The 17822-nt window shown below is 65.9% G+C and carries 17 protein-coding genes, 1 tRNA gene and 1 pseudogene; 6 read left to right on the forward strand and 13 right to left on the reverse strand.

The window, feature by feature from the left end:
• Nucleotides 1-15 precede the first annotated feature (15 nt).
• The 3 genes from GQY20_RS21045 to proS form a co-directional block, all read right to left on the reverse strand.
• Nucleotides 16-687: an ABC transporter ATP-binding protein gene (locus tag GQY20_RS21045; RefSeq protein ID WP_157219125.1), complete on the reverse strand. Its 672-nt coding sequence runs from the start codon at nt 685-687 to the stop codon at nt 16-18.
• Nucleotides 680-1930, reverse strand: coding sequence for a lipoprotein-releasing ABC transporter permease subunit (locus tag GQY20_RS21050; protein ID WP_157219126.1), 1251 nt, complete (start codon nt 1928-1930; stop codon nt 680-682). The genes GQY20_RS21045 and GQY20_RS21050 overlap by 8 nt, the downstream gene beginning before the upstream one ends.
• 112 nt (nt 1931-2042) lie before the next feature.
• Nucleotides 2043-3359 carry a proline--tRNA ligase gene (proS, locus tag GQY20_RS21055; RefSeq protein ID WP_157219127.1) on the reverse strand — a complete coding sequence of 439 codons (1317 nt, stop codon included), beginning with the start codon at nt 3357-3359 and terminating at the stop codon, nt 2043-2045.
• Between the two features lie 469 nt (nt 3360-3828).
• On the opposite strand from proS, the gene GQY20_RS21060 reads away from it, so the two are divergent.
• Nucleotides 3829-4044, forward strand: coding sequence for a hypothetical protein (locus tag GQY20_RS21060; RefSeq protein WP_157219128.1), 216 nt, complete (start codon nt 3829-3831; stop codon nt 4042-4044).
• Nucleotides 4045-4074: 30 nt separating this feature from the next.
• On the opposite strand, the gene GQY20_RS21065 is transcribed toward GQY20_RS21060, so the two are convergent.
• Entirely contained in the window at nt 4075-5445 is a 1371-nt protein-coding gene (locus tag GQY20_RS21065) for a DEAD/DEAH box helicase (protein WP_157219319.1), read from the reverse strand.
• Nucleotides 5446-5571: 126 nt separating this feature from the next.
• On the opposite strand from GQY20_RS21065, the gene GQY20_RS21070 reads away from it, so the two are divergent.
• A complete protein-coding gene (locus tag GQY20_RS21070) occupies nt 5572-6084 on the forward strand; it encodes a TPM domain-containing protein (RefSeq protein WP_232476179.1) in 513 nt (170 codons plus the stop codon).
• Nucleotides 6085-6087: 3 nt separating this feature from the next.
• On the opposite strand, the gene GQY20_RS21075 is transcribed toward GQY20_RS21070, so the two are convergent.
• Entirely contained in the window at nt 6088-6549 is a 462-nt protein-coding gene (locus tag GQY20_RS21075; protein WP_157219129.1) for a hypothetical protein, read from the reverse strand.
• Nucleotides 6550-6615: 66 nt separating this feature from the next.
• Between GQY20_RS21075 and GQY20_RS21080 the strand changes: the two genes are divergently transcribed.
• Nucleotides 6616-8088 (forward strand): FAD-binding oxidoreductase, encoded by a 1473-nt coding sequence (locus GQY20_RS21080; RefSeq protein ID WP_157219130.1) that lies wholly within the window; start codon nt 6616-6618, stop codon nt 8086-8088.
• Between the two features lie 60 nt (nt 8089-8148).
• Nucleotides 8149-8922 (forward strand): SapC family protein, encoded by a 774-nt coding sequence (locus GQY20_RS21085; RefSeq protein WP_157219321.1) that lies wholly within the window; start codon nt 8149-8151, stop codon nt 8920-8922.
• A gap of 311 nt (nt 8923-9233) precedes the next feature.
• On the opposite strand, the gene GQY20_RS21090 is transcribed toward GQY20_RS21085, so the two are convergent.
• Nucleotides 9234-10106 (reverse strand): N-formylglutamate amidohydrolase, encoded by an 873-nt coding sequence (locus tag GQY20_RS21090; protein WP_157219131.1) that lies wholly within the window; start codon nt 10104-10106, stop codon nt 9234-9236.
• Between the two features lie 141 nt (nt 10107-10247).
• Here GQY20_RS21090 and cpdR point away from each other — a divergent pair, with 141 nt between their 5' ends.
• Together cpdR and GQY20_RS21100 are read left to right on the forward strand one after the other, a co-directional pair.
• Nucleotides 10248-10622 (forward strand): cell cycle two-component system response regulator CpdR, encoded by a 375-nt coding sequence (cpdR, locus tag GQY20_RS21095; protein ID WP_157219132.1) that lies wholly within the window; start codon nt 10248-10250, stop codon nt 10620-10622.
• 47 nt (nt 10623-10669) lie between these two features.
• Nucleotides 10670-10744, forward strand: a tRNA-Val gene (locus tag GQY20_RS21100).
• Nucleotides 10745-10990: 246 nt separating this feature from the next.
• On the opposite strand, the pseudogene GQY20_RS33075 reads toward GQY20_RS21100, so the two are convergent.
• The 7 genes and pseudogenes from GQY20_RS33075 to trbJ form a co-directional block, all read right to left on the reverse strand.
• Nucleotides 10991-12112 (reverse strand): annotated as a pseudogene (locus tag GQY20_RS33075) (hypothetical protein); the annotation flags it as partial.
• A gap of 264 nt (nt 12113-12376) precedes the next feature.
• Complete coding sequence (locus GQY20_RS21110; protein ID WP_157219133.1) at nt 12377-12595, reverse strand: DUF2274 domain-containing protein; 219 nt, start codon at nt 12593-12595, stop codon at nt 12377-12379.
• Nucleotides 12596-12605: 10 nt separating this feature from the next.
• Nucleotides 12606-13844, reverse strand: a complete 1239-nt coding sequence (locus GQY20_RS21115; RefSeq protein ID WP_157219134.1) for a TrbI/VirB10 family protein — start codon at nt 13842-13844, stop codon at nt 12606-12608.
• Nucleotides 13841-14758, reverse strand: a complete 918-nt coding sequence (gene trbG, locus GQY20_RS21120; RefSeq protein WP_157219322.1) for a P-type conjugative transfer protein TrbG — start codon at nt 14756-14758, stop codon at nt 13841-13843. The genes GQY20_RS21115 and trbG overlap by 4 nt, the downstream gene beginning before the upstream one ends.
• Before the next feature lie 92 nt (nt 14759-14850).
• Entirely contained in the window at nt 14851-15666 is an 816-nt protein-coding gene (trbF, locus tag GQY20_RS21125) for a conjugal transfer protein TrbF (RefSeq protein ID WP_157219135.1), read from the reverse strand.
• Between the two features lie 2 nt (nt 15667-15668).
• Nucleotides 15669-16979 carry a P-type conjugative transfer protein TrbL gene (gene trbL / locus GQY20_RS21130; RefSeq protein ID WP_157219136.1) on the reverse strand — a complete coding sequence of 437 codons (1311 nt, stop codon included), beginning with the start codon at nt 16977-16979 and terminating at the stop codon, nt 15669-15671.
• A gap of 110 nt (nt 16980-17089) precedes the next feature.
• Nucleotides 17090-17821, reverse strand: a complete 732-nt coding sequence (gene trbJ / locus GQY20_RS21135; protein ID WP_157219137.1) for a P-type conjugative transfer protein TrbJ — start codon at nt 17819-17821, stop codon at nt 17090-17092.
• Nucleotide 17822 lies beyond the last annotated feature (1 nt).

The following is a 17822-nucleotide window of genomic DNA, read 5'->3' on the forward strand; positions in this document are numbered from 1 at the left end:
CACAGAATCGACGCCCTACTCCAGCACCCCATCGTGCAGCCGCACCACGCGATCCATTTTCAGCGCGATCCGTTCATTGTGCGTCGCGACCAAGGCAGCTGAGCCTTCGCCGCGGACGAGCTTCAGGAATTCTGCCAGCACCACGTCCGCAGTCGCCTCGTCCAGATTGCCGGTCGGCTCGTCGGCGAGCACCAGCGGAGGCTTGTTGGCGAGCGCTCGTGCGACGGCGACGCGCTGCTGCTCGCCGCCGGACAGCTGGCTCGGCCGGTGGTGGAGGCGATTCGCGAGGCCCAATGCCGAAAGCAGCGCCCACGCGCGGGCTTGCGCATCCGCAGGCGCAGCGCCCTTGATGAGCTGCGGCAGCACGACATTCTCCGCCGCGGTGAAATCGGGCAGCAGATGGTGGAACTGATAGACGAAGCCTAGCGAATCGCGGCGCAGCCGCGTGCGCCCGTCATTGTCGAGCTTCGCCGCCTCCTCGCCCGCCAGCCGGATCGATCCGTCGAAGCCGCCCTCCAGCAATCCCACCGCCTGCAGCAGCGTCGACTTGCCCGATCCGCTCGGCCCGAGCAGCGCCACGATCTCGCCCGGTGCGATGCTGAGGTTCACGCCGCGCAGCACGTCGATCCGCGCCCCGCCCTGCTCGAAACTGCGTTCGAGACCGTCGACGACGAGCACCTCACTCATAGCGCAGCACCTGCACCGGATCGGTGTTCGCCGCCTTGAACGCCGGATAGAGGGTGAAGAGGAAGCTGGATCCGATCGCCAGAGCGACGATCGCCGCCACTTCGACCGGATCGGTCTTGGATGGCAGTTCGGTCAGGAAGCGGATCGACGGATCCCACAGATTTTGTCCTGTCACGAATTGCACGAAATTGACCACGGACTGACGGAAGAAGAGGAAGACGAAGCCCAGTAGCAGCCCCGCCCCGGTGCCAAGCGTTCCGATGGTGACGCCCACCGTCATGAAGATCTTCATCATCCCCCATCGCGTCGCGCCCATCGTGCGCAGGATCGCGATGTCGCGCGTCTTGGCGCGCACCAGCATGATCAGCGAGGAGAGGATGTTGAACACGGCGACGAGGATAATCAGCGAGAGTACGACGAACATCGCCACCCGCTCCACCGCCAGCGCCTCGAACAAGCTGGCGTTCATCTGCCGCCAGTCCTGCACCACGCCCGAATCGCCCACCTTGGCGGCAAGCGGTGCGAGGATCTGGCCCACCTTGTCGGCATTCACCGTCTGCACCTCGACCATGCCGACCGCGTCGCCGAGCAGCAGCAGGGTCTGCGCATCGGCGATCGGCATGATCACGAATGCCTTGTCATAATCGTAAACCCCGACCTCGAAGATCGCGGCGATCCGGTAGCTCACGATGCGCGGCACCGTGCCGAACGGCGTCGTCTCGCCCTGCGGGCTGATCAGGCTGATCTGGTCGCCGACAACGGCGCCCAGTTCCTCGGCCAGCCGCGCGCCGATCGCCACGTTGCTGCTGCCAGGCGAAACGTCGGCCAGGCTCCCTGACAGGATCTTGGTGTGCAGCGTCGCGTTCCCGCGAATATCCTCCACGCGCATGCCACGCACAAGCACGCCTTCGACGCGGCCGTTGAAGCTCGCCATCAGCGGCTGCTCGATCAGTGGCGTCGCGCTGGTGACGCCCGGCGTCGCCTTCGCCTCGGCGAGGATCTGCCGCCAGTCCGGCAGGCGACCGCCATAGCCCTGGATCACGGCGTGGCCGTTGAGTCCGATGATCTTGTCGAACAGCTCCGCGCGGAAGCCATTCATCACGCTCATCACGATGATCAGCGCCGCCACGCCCAGCATCACCGCCGCGAGACTTATCGACGCGACCAGGAAGATGAACGCCTCCCCCCGGCCCGGTAGGAGATAGCGCTTGGCGATCATGCGCTCGTAGCGGGTGAGGATCATGATGGCTCCAACAGGCCGTCACCCCAGCGAAACCCGGAGTCGCTCACCCTTTGAGTCCCACTCTTGAATTGAACGATCTCAGCTTTCGCTGGGATGACGTTATCGGAAAATATCACCCCGCCACCTTCGCCAGCGCGTCCTCGACGGAAAGCTCCACCTTCTCGCCCGTGGCGCGACGCTTCAGCTCGACCACGCCCTTCTCCAGCCCCTTGGGCCCGATCACGATCTGCCAGGGCAGGCCGATCAGATCCATCGTCGCGAACTTCGCCCCGCCCCGCTCGTCGCGGTCGTCGTAGAGCGTCTCGACCCCGGCTGCGTTCAGGCGCGCGTAGAGATCGTCCGCCGCGGCGGCGCATTTGGCATCGTCCGCACGCATGTTGATGAGGCCGACCCGATAGGGCGCCACCGCGTCCGGCCAGATGATGCCGGCATCGTCATGGCTCGCCTCGATGATCGCGCCCATCAGGCGCGAGACACCGATACCGTAGCTGCCCATCTGGGGCACCACCTCGCCGCCGTCCGGCCCCTGGACCTTGAGGCCCATCGTGGCCGAATATTTGGTGCCGAAGAAGAAGATGTGGCCCACCTCGATCCCGCGCGACTGGCGCAGGGCGGCGCCCGCCTCGGCCTCGCGCGCGGTATCACGCTTCTCGTCGGTGGCGGCATAGTCGGCGGTCAGCCCGTCGACGACCTGCTGCAGCACGCCGGCATCGTCCGGATCGATATGGCCGAGATCCACCGGCTTCTCCCAATTCTCATGGTAGAAGACCTCGCTCTCGCCCGAGGGCGCGAGGATGATGAACTCGTGGCTGAGGTCGCCGCCGATCGGCCCGGTATCGGCCTGCATCGGGATCGCCCGCAGGCCCATGCGGGCATAGGTCCGCAGATAGGCGACGAACATGCGGTTATAGCTGTGCCGCGCACCAGCCACGTCCAGATCGAAGCTGTAAGCGTCCTTCATCAGGAATTCGCGCCCGCGCATCACACCGAAACGGGGACGCACCTCGTCCCGGAACTTCCACTGGATATGATAGAGGATGCGGGGAAGATCTCGATAGCTCTTCGCCGAATCGCGGAAGATCGCCGTGATCATCTCCTCATTGGTCGGCCCATAGAGCATGTCGCGATCGTGCCGGTCGCGGATGCGCAGCATCTCCTTGCCATAATCCTCGTAACGGCCGGACTGGCGCCACAGGTCGGCAGACTGCAGGGTCGGCATCAGAAGCTCGATCGCGCCCGCCCGGTCCTGCTCCTCCCGCACGATCTGCTCGATCTTGCGCAGCACGCGATGGCCGAGCGGCAGCCACGCATAGATGCCTGCCGCCGTCTGGCGAATCAGGCCCGCGCGCAGCATCAGCTTATGGCTGACGATCTGAGCATCTGCGGGCGTTTCCTTGGTAACGGGCATGAAGTGGCGGGAAAGGCGCATGAGCGATGAAGGTCCGTTATAGGCTGTTTGAGCGGTCTCTAAAGCGAGAATGGCCGGGGGGAAAGCGCTTCGCATGGATCGGCCGATCCGGGTCCTACGCGAGGCGCCGCATAGTTAAGGCGGAATTCAGCCATTTCTCGCCAGACAGCGACCGATCCGACCCCAAGGCCTGTCCTACCCCCTGTTGCGGATTGACCACAGGGGCAAGTCAATCGAATCGGCGTCTGCGGAATGCCGATGACAAGCATCCGTCTTTTGCTTAGCACGATCCCCACGAAACACAGCAAATGGCCGTGGTTCGGGGAGGCTTAGGCCCCGCATGACCGTAAAAAAGGGGCGGCATGCGCGCGGGCCGGGCAAAACATTAGGGGGCTGACGAGTTATCGTCACGCGGCGCCCGGGTCGAGACAATCGGCCCGGGCGCTTGTGTTTTCACTCTTCCTAAACTCCGTCGGCGCACAAGCGCGCCATGCTTCCTTTTCGTCACAGCTCTATCTTCAAGAGCCGCTGGATCGCGCTGCTTTGGGCGGGCGGCATCATCTGGTGGGCCGCCTCCACCGTCGGCACGCAGAATGCGCCGGGCAACAACGACAGCCAGGCGGCGCAGACCGACGCGCTCGGCCAGCCGGTCGACGAACAGCAAGTGAAAAGATTGGAGGATCAGCTCCGCAATCTCGGCAAATGAGCCAGCCTCGCCTGGCGACGCCGCTCCGCCTCAGCGGGTCAGCGTGACACCCAGAAAGGCTGGGATCGGACCGTTCCAGCCGCCGCTATCGGGCTCGTCCGGTATATGCGCGCGTGGCTCGCGGCGTGGCGGTTCGCCACGCCTCGGCCGCTCGTCCCTCGGCCGCTCGTCCCTCGGGCGGGGCTCCCGCGCCTCGCTGTGCCTTTCGCGATTGTCGCTGCCCTTGCCGCGTTTCGGCTTGCGATCTCGCCCGCGTGCAGGCTCTTCGGTGGCAGCGGACGGCGTCTCGACGCTGCCGATCCGCGGAATCGATTGGCCGGTCAGCTTCTCGATATTCTCGATCGCCTCCGCATCGTCGGCGGTGATCAGCGTGAAGGCTGCCCCGGTCGCACCGGCACGTCCGGTTCGGCCGATGCGGTGTACGTAATCGTCCGGATGCCAGGGTGCATCGAAATTGAAGACGTGGCTGACGCCTTTGATATCGAGCCCGCGCGCCGCGACGTCGGAAGCGACAAGGATGTTGATGTCCCCGGCCTTGAACCGGTCCAGCTCGCGCAGCCGCTCCGGCTGCTCCATGTCGCCGTGGATCTGCCCGGCGGCGAAGCCGTGGCGCTGAAGGCTGGCGGCCAGCTCCCGCACCGTGGTCTTGCGATTGCAGAAGATGATCGCGGTGCGAACATTCTCGGACTTGAGCAGTTGGCGAAGCGTCTCGCGCTTGCCGCGCGACGTGGTGTGGACCAGCTTCTGCTCGATCGAGGCGTTGGTCGTGCCGACGCGCGCCACCTCGATCTGCTTGGGATTGGAAAGGAACTTGTCAGCCAGCTTCTTGATCGGCGGCGGCATCGTTGCCGAGAAGAGCAAGGTCTGCCGCTCGCGGGGCAGCTTGGTACAGATTTCCTCGATATCGGGAATGAAGCCCATGTCGAGCATGCGGTCCGCCTCGTCGATGACGAGCAGGCTGCAACCGGTCAGCAGGATCTTGCCACGGCCGAACAGGTCCATCAGCCGGCCCGGCGTCGCGATCAGCACGTCGACGCCTTTCTCCAACGCCGCCACCTGATCGCTCATGTTCACGCCGCCGATCAGCAGCGCCATCGAGAGCTTGTGGTACTTGCCGTATTTCTCGAAATTCTCGGATACCTGCGCGGCGAGTTCGCGCGTCGGCTCGAGGATCAGCGAGCGCGGCATGCGCGCGCGGCTGCGGCCGTGGGCGAGGATGTCGATCATCGGCAGCACAAAGGATGCCGTCTTGCCCGTTCCGGTTTGGGCGATGCCGATCAGGTCGCGCATCATGAGCACGGGCGGTATCGCCTGTTGCTGAATCGGCGTGGGCTCGCTGTAACCCGCGTCGGAGACGGCGCGCAGCAATTCGTCGGAAAGGCCGAGATCGGCGAAAGTCATGGTCATCCGGAAATAGGCCGCGGCATATCGCGGCAGTTGGGCGCGCTTGGGCGCAAACCGCCCCATTTGTCAAGCTTTCGCCGGATTTGATCGCATTTCTCCGTTCGATTGCGTAGCGAAGACGCAATGACCACGCGCTTTGCCCTTCCACTGCTCCTGCTCTTGCTCATGCCGCTGGCCCCCGCGGCCGACGCCCGGATCGAAACGCACTGGTGGGAGGTGGGACCGGCCTTGCCACGCCTGACCGGCCGCGTGGTGGATGAAGCGGAACTGTTGCCGCCCGCAGCGCGAGCACGGCTCGAGCGGCGCTTGGCGCTGTTCGAGCGCCGTACCCGGCACCAATTGGTGATCGTCACGGTCCGTTCGTTGAGCGGCCAGACGATCGAGACCTTCGGCGTCCGCCTCGGCAGGAGCTGGGGCATCGGACGGCACGATGCCAATGACGGGGTATTGCTGATCGTCGCGCCGCACGAACGTCGAGTACGGATCGAGGTCGGCTATGGCCTCGAAAAGACGCTGGACGACCCGACGTGCAGCCGGATCATCGCTGGAACGATCCTGCCCGCTTTCCGCCAGGGTGATCCGGCGCGCGGCATCGAGACAGGGGCTGCGGCGATCATCACCCGCCTTTCCCGCTGATCGCTATTTCTCCTTGGGCACCAGCTTGCGGAAACGTTCGATCTGGCATTCGCCGCCGGCCCGCGTGTGGATCGCATCACGATCGGCACAAACCATACCGTCCTCGGTCGGCGCGATATAGAAGCCTGAATAATATTCGAGTGCCGGGCAGGCCGATTCCAGTTCCGCCCGTACCCGCATGTTGCTCCCGCGCAGCACCAGATCGACGCTGGCGGGCTCGGTGATCGCCGCCCCCGCGAGATCCTTCATAGCGATGCAGCGCGGCCCCTTCTTCTCCTGCCATGTCTGCCGGGTCGGCTTGGGCTTGGAGCGGGAAACCATCGGCACGCGGACGATGACGCGCTCCCGGATCGAAATCTGGGCATAGCGGATCGGCGGCGCATCTGCGGGTAAGGCGGGACGAGTCGGGACGGCCACCGGCGCCGCCAACAGCAGCCATCCGGCCGATCCCAACAGAATCAGCATGCTCGCACCATCCCTCCCCGCATCGTCGCGCCCGGTTGAACGCGAGATTAATTGGAGGACATCGAGATGCTGGTTTATGCCCCAGCCATGACGATGCCCGCCGACAAAAATCCGATCGCCTCTCTCGCCGAACGGCTCGGCCCGCGCGGCTTCACCGATGATCCCGATACGATGGCGCCTTGGCTGATCGACTGGCGCGGGCGGATCAACGGCCGCGCGCGCGCCCTGCTTTCGCCTGCCACGGTGGACGAGGTGGCAGACATCGTGCGCGTAGCAGCCGCGGCACGCATCCCGATTGTGCCGCAGGGCGGCAACACCTCGATGGTCGCGGGCGCCGTGCCATCTCCCGATGGCGATGCGCTGCTCCTCTCTCTGCGCCGGATGCGCGCGATCCGGTCGCTGTCGCCGGCGGACAATGTGCTGGTCGCAGAAGCCGGATGCATATTGAGCGACGTGCACGATGCCGCCGAAGCTGCGGCACGGCGTTTCCCGCTGTCGCTCGCCGCAAAGGGATCGGCGACAATCGGTGGCCTCGTTTCCACCAACGCCGGTGGCACCCAGGTTCTGCGTTTCGGCACGATGCGTTCGCTCGTGCTCGGCCTGGAAGCCGTGCTTCCCGACGGGTCCGTGTTCGACGGCCTCACCGCTCTGCGCAAGGACAATCGCGGCTATGATCTGCGCCAGCTGCTCTGCGGGGCGGAAGGTACGCTGGGCGTGGTCACTGCCGCCAGCCTTCGCCTCGTACCGGCCGCAGCGCGACGCGCGGTTGCCTGGGTGGGGCTTGATTCGGCACAAAATGCACTCGATCTGCTGCGCAAACTGGAGTCTGCCACCGCCGAAAGCGTCGAAACCTTCGAGATCGTGCCGGCCGACGGTCTGGATCTGGTGCTGCGCCACATTCCCGGCACGCGCGCACCGCTGTCCGGCCGCTACCGATGGAACCTGCTCGTCGAGGCGACGGCCCCTGCCAGCGCCGCCGATCCGGGTGAATCATTGGGCGAAGCGCTTGCCGAGGCAATCGAGGCCGGGCTGATCGGCGATGCGACGATCGCTGCCAGCGAGACGCAGGCCGAAGATCTCTGGCGGCTGCGGGAAAGCATGTCCGAAGCGGAGCGGATCGATGGCGTGGCCGCCAAGCACGACGTCTCGGTCGCCGTTTCGCATATGGCGGACTTCATGGCCTCCGCCCGCACCGAGGTGGAGCGCCGTTTCGCCGGCGCGCGCGTTCTCGCCTTCGGCCATCTCGGCGATGGCAACGTGCATTTCAACGTGCGCGCGCCAGCGGGCGCAGACGATCGCGCCTGGCTCGCTTCCGAAGGCGCTGCCGTGACGGAACTTGTGCATGACCTGGTGACTGCCGCGGGTGGCTCCATCTCCGCAGAGCACGGCATCGGGCAGACCAAGCTGGCGGAGTTCGCCCGGCTCGGCGGCACCGCCCGCCTGGCCGCGTTGCGCGCGATCAAATCCGCGCTGGATCCCCATGGTATAATGAATCCGGGCAAGCTCATCCCGCTTGCGCCGGCCCGCGCCGCCCCATAGAGGCTGCGCTTTCCCCGGCAGGGACGCCGGGCGAGACAGGATGTTTTCAGGAGATCGATGATGGCAAGCGCGGCGCCCAATGCTCTGCCGATTTTCTACAATGAGCTCCAGCCCCTCTCCAGCAACACGCACGCGGACTGGAAGATTCGCCGGATCGACCGGGCGCCCCATCTCATCAACGTGCACGCGGTGCCGCTCACCGTGGACGAGTTCGCGATCGCGCAGCGTTATTATCCGATCATCTTCTCCACCGGAGAAAATTCGGTGCCCCTGGCGCTGATGGGCCTCAACGAGGGCGTCAATGTCTTCGTTGACGACAAGGGCAAGCTGGTCCGCGAAGCCTATATCCCGGCCTATGTGCGTCGCTATCCCTTCATGCTCGCCCGCCTGCGGCCGGACACGGACGAACTGTCGCTGTGCTTCGATCCCTCCAGCGAGGCGATCGGCCCGTTCGAGGATGGCGACCCGCTCTTCGAAAACGGCCAGCCGTCCGAGGCGACGCAGGCGCTGCTCGGCTTCTGCGAGCAGTTCGAGACGGCCGGCCAGCGCACTGCCGCCTTCGTCCAGGATCTGGAAAAGGCCAAGCTGCTGATCGACGGCGAAGTCTCGATCCAGCCGGACGGCGCGGAACAGCCCTTCATCTATCGCGGTTTCCGCATGGTATCGGAGGATGCGCTACGCGAACTGCGCGGTGATCACGCACGGAAATATATCCAGTCCGGCCTGCTTCCGCTGATCTATTGCCACCTCTTCTCGCTGAATCTGATCCGGGACATTTTCGGGATCCAGATGAACCAGGGCCTGATGCCCCAGCCGGACGCACCGGTCGCCTGACGATCTCCGCGCTCCCGTCCCCTGCGTTTCGACCGGGGACGGGACGGCGCGAGGGGTTCCGCCGCGGTTCCAGACCCGGCCAGCCGGCCCGCAACATACTCCATCCGCAGCGGCATCGCATGCTTGGGGAAAAAGGCAGCGTACCGGATGTAAAATTCTACGTTGCGGGTTGAAACTTTCGTGCCAGCTACCTATTCTAGTCTTCGACGCGGTGCCGTGTTCCCCTTTCGCGGTACGGCGTTAACGCACCCTCGGGTGCGTTTCCTCCCTGAACCTTGGCCACCTCGTGCAGGCTTGCACGAGGTGGTTTTTTATTCGGCAGCCAAGGCCGGGGGATAGGATATCGCCTCATCGGTGAGCGCGGCGACTATTCGACCCACCAAATCGGTGATAGCGGTGGCGTTGCTGCTGGGCCTGCGCAGGTCATTCTCCAGATAGAGGCTGCGATCGATTTCCAGCTGCAATGCGTGAATGCCGCGATCCGGACGTCCGTGGCGGTCCAGCGTATGGCCTCCCGAATAGGGCGCGTTGCGCGTCACCTTGAGGCCGGCCGCTTCCGCCACCGCACATAAGCGGTCGCCGAACCTATCCGCGGCGCTGCGCCCGAATCTATCTCCCACCACCAGCTGCGCCACCTGCCCGTAGGGCGTTGGCGGCAGCGGCGGCATCGAATGGCAATCGATCAGCACGGCGCAGCCGAAGCGAGCTCTGGCCTGATCGAGGAGCGTAGCAATCCCGCGATGCCAGGGACGATGATCTTCCAGGATCCGGCGATCCACCTCGCGCTGCGACAGGCGCCGGCGCCAGATCTCGCCACCATCGGCGATCCGGCGCGGAACCAGTCCGATTCCGCCTCGCACCTTGGCCGAAGCGATCAGCGGAATAGGGGACGGCGTATCGAGCATGGCCGGATCGATCTCCCGCTCGTCGCGGTTGAGATCGATCCAGGCGCGCGCGCGAATCGCGACCATCGCGGTGGCTCCGGCAGCGACAGCATCCGTGACCAGCAAATCGGCATAGCGATCCTCCAGCGCCTCCAATTTGCTGCGCGGAAGACGCGATGCGGCGAGGAGATCCGGTGGATAGTCGCGCCCCGAATGGGGCACCGCCAATATGACGGGAATTTGCGGACGCGCAGGGCCGTGCGTGAGGAAGCGCGGCGGTTCCTGCGGCTGATCTGTCATAGGCGAATGCTAGGAGCGGCGAACCGTGGTGGCAATGCGACAATATGGCTGCCTGCTGGAAAATCTTAAACCCTTGCAGCATAGAGACGTCCCACGTCCGGTGGCGGTTCGGCCCCGGCAGCTGGAAGCACGGGGAGCACGATGATACGAATTTTGCTGGCAGAGGATGACGCGTCGATGCGTGAATATCTCGCCCGCGCCCTCGAACGTGTCGGCTATGCGGTTACCGCCGTCGACCGCGGCACCGCCGCCATTCCGCTGCTGGAGATGGAGAATTTCGATCTGCTGCTTACTGACATCGTGATGCCCGAAATGGACGGCATCGAGCTCGCCCAGCGCGCGGCTACGCTCGCGCCTCAGATGCGGATCATGTTCATAACCGGCTTTGCCGCCGTAGCCCTGAAAAACGGCGCAACGCCCCCACAAGCCAAGATATTGTCGAAGCCATTCCATCTTCGCGACCTCGTTCTGGAGGTCGATCGCATGTTCCAGGTGGGAACCGCCACAGGATTGTAATCTGGCGGCTTGCACAACCCGCCAGGCCCGGCTAAAGGCCCGGCCGTGGGCGCGTAGCTCAGTGGTAGAGCACTGTGTTGACATCGCAGGGGTCGCAAGTTCAATCCTTGCCGCGCCCACCATTTTCCCCTTTTATATTCAATCTCTTGGCTCTGTGGCTCGCGCTCGGAGCACCGTGACGTCGTTTGAAAATCGGGTGAAACTCGGGTGCAACTCGGGTAAAGTGCGGCGCCCGCCTTGCGGGTTAAGTCAGCGACGACATCCTCGATGCCGTCGCGTATCGTGCTCAGATAGTCCGGATCGAAGATGGCGTAACGACTGCTCGTTTTGCCGAGCGGTCGGTGGCCTAACGACATCTCCAGCTCGATAAGATCCACGCGGCGGTTCGCCAGGATGGTCGCCATGCTATGCCGAATCAGCTTTGGCCCCCATCCGTCTGGAATGCCGAGTTGGGCACGGGCGGTATCCCAGCCGGAACGGACACTCCCAACCCGCAACTGCGCGACAACGTCGATCTGCTTGTCATCGTCAAAAGATCGGCGCTCCCTGCAAACCAGCCACTCATCCGTCGCGCCGAGCCAGCGCTGCAGCAACTCCACCACAGGCATGACCGGCCGCACCTTCTTGGTCTGGAGGCGACCGGCAGGGTTGAGCGCAAAGCGGCGCTCATGCTGCATCCACTGTTCCCGTTCGGGCGCGACGCTCATGTCGAGAACGGCGTCCGGTCGCGCCAATGTGCAGATCGCACCAATGAGGTAGCGCCTGAGCGGAATGAGGCGATCGGGATGCCCGCTATATTTACCCCCGCCCCGGATCGAATAATCCAAAAGCTCGGCGATGGCGTCGACGGACAGACGATAGGTCCTTGCCGAAGTGACCTGGTCGCGGGTCTTGTGCTTGAGCGGTGGGACGTAGCGCAAGCGGCGGCTGCCGAACGCATGGTTCAATGCCGCCTTCACTTGGATGACGCTCTCCTCCGCCGTCGATGCAGCGCGTTTCCGGCTCTTGCCGTCGATCCAGTTGCCGTCCTTGTCTTTCCTGCGGGCGACGATGGGATCGGCGATCGCCCACGTCCGGAATCGTTCCAACATGCGGTCGTCGAGATGTTCCGGCAGAAAGGGATCAGTGAGGCGACCGGCCTCCGCCTCGATGTCGAGGAAGCGACTGAAGAGCTTGAGCCGGGCTTTGATCGACCCAGCGCTGGCTTGGTGGCGGCCATGCTCGATCCAATAATCGGTCATCGCCTCGGGCAGGCTGTAGATCGCCTGCTCGGGGGCAGTCGGGCGGTGAACTGCCAGATAATGCTCGTCGAGTCGATCGCAAGCTAACCGAACATCTGGCGTGCGCGTACTCTTCCGGCGCTGGTGTCCGGTGGCGGGGTCATACCAGTAGATGTACCAGCGGTCGGAGGTTGGAAGGCCCCCTGCCGCCCGGTCGTAATCGAGCCAGAAGCCGCCTCGTTGGTAGACGCCAGCCTTGTCCGTCGACATCGTGCACGCTCCTCAAGGATGGAGGCCTTCGCTTCTGCGAGCTTCGCAATCAGCCCGATTTCGGCGAGAACGTCCAGTTGATCCGTCGTAAGCTTAATTCCCCTCCTCCGCTCCATGGCGCGGGAGATTCTGCGATCCAGATCGATCACCGCGTCTCCAAAGGGACGTCCTGCGGTCATAGGCGAACACGCTTCGACGCTTCACCAACGGCGCGCTGATGCCTCAGGCGCCGTAGCGTGAGTACCCTCCGGCTCAAAATTTCCATCATTCCAAGGTCTTTCGCTTTTGCATGAAGGCACGGTCGCTTGCCAAGAAGCTCGCCAGCATCTGAGGGATCAGTTCCGTTATCGGTTCCTCCTCCCCGTAGGTGTCCCGGTAAACCGCAGCATAGGCGCCCAGCGCGCGGTGGAGCTCGGGTGGAAGGCTGATGGTAATCTTGACCGGTGTCCGTTCAGGCAGTCTGGAAAGCTTCAGTTCCGGCATACCCTGTCTCCTATCGGCGCCACGGCGCGAGGATCAGATCCTTGTGCACGACCAGCCGCACGGGCGTGCCCGGCCGGATGCGGATGGTCGGCTGGATGTCGAGCGAGCGCGAGGTGAGCTGGTCGCCGGCACGGCTGATGCTCTGCTGGGTCGACTGGCGGATCGCCTCGACCAGATCCCCCTGCCCCGAGAACTGCAGCTCCGCGCCGACCCCGAGCAGGGTCGAGAGCACCACGCCTTTCAAGAGCTGCCAGCTGTGGAAGTCGACCTTGTCCTCGAGCCCGGCATAGCCTGCGGCGTCGGTCGCCGGCACATTGTCGAGCCGGAGCGAGCTTCCGTCCGGCAGGATGATCCGCTGCCATACCACCAGTGCGCGCCGCTGACCGAACGCGACCACGCTGTCATAGCTGCCGACCAGCCGCGCGCCCTGGGGTATGAGCAGGATGCGCCCGGTCGCGCTGTCGTAGACATTCTCGGTCACCTGCGCGGTCACGAGGCCGGGGAGATCGGAATCGAGCCCGGTGATCAGGCTGGCGGCGATGACGCTGCCCGCCGACAGCATATAGGGCGATGTCGCCGGCTGCAGCGCATGCGGATTGACGTCGCCCTGTGTATCGAGCGCGCGGACGAAGTCGGTCTTGTGCTGCTGGCTGCCGAGATCATGATCCCGATCGAGCGCGATCCGGCCAGTGTCGGTGGCGGAAGCCGCCGGGTCGCTCACCCCTTCGGTAACGGCTGTAACCGGCTGCGCCGGTGTCCCCTCGCCCAATGCCGTGCCCCGCGATCCCGATTGGACGAGCAGTCCCGATTCGCGCGCCGCCTTCAATTCGGCGAGCTGGCGCTGGCGCTCGGCTTCGGCCGCCTGGACGGCGCGTTCGGCACTGCCGTCCGGTGTCTCCACCGCAAGCTGCTGCTGCCGCTCGAGGATCGGCTTGCCGAGATCGCCGGGCAGCGGCGGCCCGAGCTTCGGCGTGTCGCCATAGCTTCCGGGCAGGCCGGCCAGGACCTCGCTCGCCTGATGCGCGTCCGGCTGCGCTTGTTCGTCCTGCGCCCTGACAACATGGAAGAGATGCGGCCGCAGCGCCAGCCAGGCGACCAGCATCAGCGCGATCGCGCCGATCGCGGCGATGGCGATGATCAGCCGGCGCCGGAACCGGATGGCCCGCGGGGGCCGCCCGCGCAAGGCGAACGCCTCGGGGTCGCGCTTCGGCGGCGGCGCCGGCTCGGGCGGGGCGACAGCCTCGCTCATGATACCCTCCGCCGCGACGATGGATCGGGCTGCCGCGTGATCCGCACCACATCCTGATGCTTGAGGCCGAACCGCAGCTCGGCGGTATCGAACAGCCGGTCGACCACGTAGAAGCGGCCGCGCACGCGATAATTGACGAGCTCGGCCGCTCCCTTGTCACCGACGACGAACAGGGGCGGCGCGACCCCGGTCGCGATGTCGGCCGAAAACTCGATGAACGTCTGGCGGCCGTCGTCGAACGCGCGCAGCGGCCGCCAGTCGGGCTGGTCGCCGGTGATCACATAATCGAACCGGAGCCGGCCGATGTCGAGCCCGCTCGCGACCGGCGCGACCGCCTCGGCCTGCTCGGCCGCCTTGCGCACCGCGAGCAGCGCATCCTGCGGATAGGTCCAGGACAAGGCCGCCATCGCGGTCTTCACGGTGCTGGTCAGCGCGAGATGATAGACCCGCCGGTCGGTGGTGACGACGAGATTGGTGGCGAGACCCGCTGCGAACGGCTTCACCAGGATATGGGTGCGCTTGCTGTCGCCCGCGCCGCTGCTCGTATCGCCGATCACCCAGCGCACCGTGTCGCCCGAGGCGACCGCGCCGAGCGTCTCGCCCGGCTGCAAGGCGATATCGGTCACCGATCCCGGCGCGGTATAGACATGGTAGATGGTCCCCTCGGCGAAAGGATAGATCTGGACCGCATTGACGAAGTCCTGCCGGTCGGGCTCGGCGGTGGCCGCCCTGGTGGCGGCGGCAACGCTGCCCAGCACGGGCGACGCCCGGCGGCGGTGGCCGGCGGGAGCATGGCGCCGCCGAGCCGGTTCGATAGGCGCGGCGACCGGCCGCGACGGCGCAGGCGAAGGGAGCGGCGCCGAGCTGGCACTTGCCGTTGATGCGGATTTCGCATGGGAGGCGGGCACGGGCATAGCGGACGACGGTGCGACCGCGGTCAGCAACAGACCGGCGATCCCGGCCCGGGCGAACGAAAAGTGCGATGTCATGGCATTACCTCCGGAGATCAAGGACGCGCTGTCGGCGCGGCACCGGTGTCGGGGAGCAGTGCGGGCGACTCGCCCGCAGGAGCGCCCGGGAGCAAGGACGAGCCGGCCGACTTCGATGTCAGCGACGCGCTTTTCGCGGTGTCCACCGCCGGCTCGAGCTCGCGGCTCCAGTCGATCGCATCGACATAGAGACCGAGCGGATTGCTACGCAGCGTCTCGGCGGAGGCCGGCAGCCGGTCGACCACCGTCAGCATCGCGGTCCAGCGCGTCGTGCCGGCGAAGGCGCCGCGATCATAGACCGTCTCGATCCATTTGACCTGGAAGGAGCGGTCGGAGGCACGCACGACGCTGGTCACCTCGACCGAGACGGTGCGCTCGCCGATCCGGCCGAACGGATCGGCGGAGCGCGCATAGTCGCTGAGGAACTGGCCACCGCGGCGGGTGGCAAAGCCATAGGCCTCGAGCCAGTTCGCGCGGGTCAGCACCGGATCGAGCGAGACCGCACGGACATCCCTGACAAACCGCGCCAGGAACCAGGCGATCTGCGGGTCGGTCGGCCTATAGCCACTGTCGGCGGGCGCGATCGCGCGCGCTTCGCCGAGCCGGTCGACGGCGACCACATAAGGCACCACCCGGCTCTGCAGCGATTGCCAGAGCAGTCCGCCGGACAAGGCGGTCGCGAGGCCCAGGCAGCCGAACGCCATCAGCCGCCAGTTGCGCGCCTGGACGCGGGCCGATCCGATCCGGTCATCCCAGAGCTGCCCTGCCCGCTGGAACGGCGTCTCGGGCTCTGGCGTGCGGCCGTAGCGCTGGATGCTGCGCCGGAAGAGCATGATCAATCCTCCTTTTCCTGGATGTCGGGATGTGCGCCGGCACCGCCGCCATGGCCTTCGCGCAATGTCTGGACGGCGATCTGGCGGTGATGACGGGCGGACTGCTCGGCGCGCAGCGCCTGCGCCCAAGCCGGTGCGTCATCCGCAGCGGACGGTCCGCCGGCTGCGCCGGATGCGGCGCCTGGGTTCGGTTGCGCCACACCCATCGCCGCGGCACGGCCGCGTTCGACGGCCTCGCCAAAGCCAAACGCCTGCGATGCACGCGCGGACGCCGCTGCGCCGGCGGCACGCGCCATGCCGCTCAGGCCAGCGCCGATACTCGCGCTGCCGGCAGTTTCCTGGCCGAGCGCATAGGCGGTGGAAGCGGCCGATCCCATTGCGGTGCCGGCGCGGATCGCGCCGAGCGCGCCGCCGACACCCGCACGGGCGAGACCACCCGCTGCGCCGCCGGCGAGCATAGTGATCCCGGCGGCGCCGATCGCGGTGCCGGCGACCGAGCCGGCGCCGAGCTGCGGCGCGCCGGCGACCAGGCCCGAGGCGATGCCGGGACCGAAGATGCCGAGCCCGAACAAAGCGAGGCTGGCGAGCACCAGGCTCATCGCCTGGCCAATATCCGGCTCATGCCCCTGCAGGGCGGTGGTGAACTGCGAGAAATAGTTGGAGCCGATGCCGACGATGACCGCGAGCACCATCACCTTGATGCCGGAGGAGACGACATTGCCGAGCACCCGCTCGGCGAGGAAGCTGGTCCGGTTCCACAGCGCGAACGGCACCAGGATGAAGCCGGCGAGGCTGGTCAGCTTGAACTCGAGGATGGTGACGAACAGCTGCACGGCCAGGATGAAGAAGGCGATGATCACGATCGCCCAGGCGAACAGCAGCACCGCGATGGTCAGGAAATTGTCGAAGAAGGTCGTGAAGCTGGTGAGTTTGGACGCCTGGTCGAGTAGCGGCCAGGCGGCCGTGAAACCCGTCCCCGCGAGCCGGCCGGGCTTGAGCAGGTCGTCCGCGCCGAGCGTGCCGCCGCCGGCAGTGAGCCCGGCCTGCGCGAACGAGCGGAAGATGATGTCGGCGAGCGTCGCAAAGCTGTTCAGGATGAAGGCGAAGGCGCCGATGAACAGTATCTTGCGGAGGAGCCGGCCGATAACATTGTCCTCGCCGCCCAGCGCCCAGAACAGGCCAGCGAGGGTGACGTCGATGCCGATCAGGGTACGGGTCAGGAAGCCGACATCGGGCCCGAGCAGCCCGAACCCGCTGTCGATGTAGCGGATGAAGGCGGCCATGAACTGATCGATGACGTTGAGGTCGCTCAAAGCACTTTCCTTCGCGAGAAAAAGGCCGCGGCGCGTGCCGGGGAGCATGGAGCACGCGCCGCGGCGGCGACGGCGGCGAGGCGGCGCCGCCATCGCTCGACCGGCACAGCCTATTGGGGGGTGTAGGCCGAGCCGGAACCGAGGAACTGCGCGGTCGCCGCCTGCCCGTCCGCCTGGGACTGGGCGCGGCGCGCCTGCTCCAGCGCATCGGCGCGATACTGCGCAGCCATCAGCGTCTGGATCTGGAACTGCTGCTTGGCGCTGAGCGCGAGCAGCTGATTGGTCGCCTGGCTTGCCTGGAGCGCGCCTTGCGCATCCTGGCTGCGCGCGACGATGCCGTTCAGCGTCTTCGCATCGGCGGAGACGGCCTCGACCACCTGGGCCTGCACGGTCATGGTCTGCTGGAAGGCGCTGCGCGCCGCATCCATCCGGCTCCGGGCGGTGACGACCTGCTGGTTGGTGGTCACCGCCTGGCCGAAGTTGCGGGGGAACATCTGCCCGAACTGCTGGTCCAGGCCGGACACCCGGAACTGGATGCCCTGCGCCTGTCCCATCAGCCGATCGATCTGCTGGAGGGTCTGGGTGATCGCCTGCAGCTCGGGGAACCCGATCGTCGACAGGTTGCGCGCCTGGTTGAGCAAGCCCCGTGCCTGATTCTGCAGCATCTGGATCTGGTTGTTGATCTGCTGGAGGGTGCGCGCGGCGGTGAGGATGTTCTGGCTGTAGTTGGACGGGTCGAACACGACGATAGCCTGGGCGGGCGTCGCCGGCATGCCGATCGCGAAGACGGTGGCGCCGGTCAGGCCGGCGGCAAGGAGCGCGGAGACGAGCTTGCTTCTCATG

Origin of the sequence: Flavisphingomonas formosensis, from assembly GCF_009755815.1 — a bacterium.
In the GTDB taxonomy this organism is placed as follows: Bacteria; Pseudomonadota; Alphaproteobacteria; order Sphingomonadales; family Sphingomonadaceae; genus Flavisphingomonas; species Flavisphingomonas formosensis.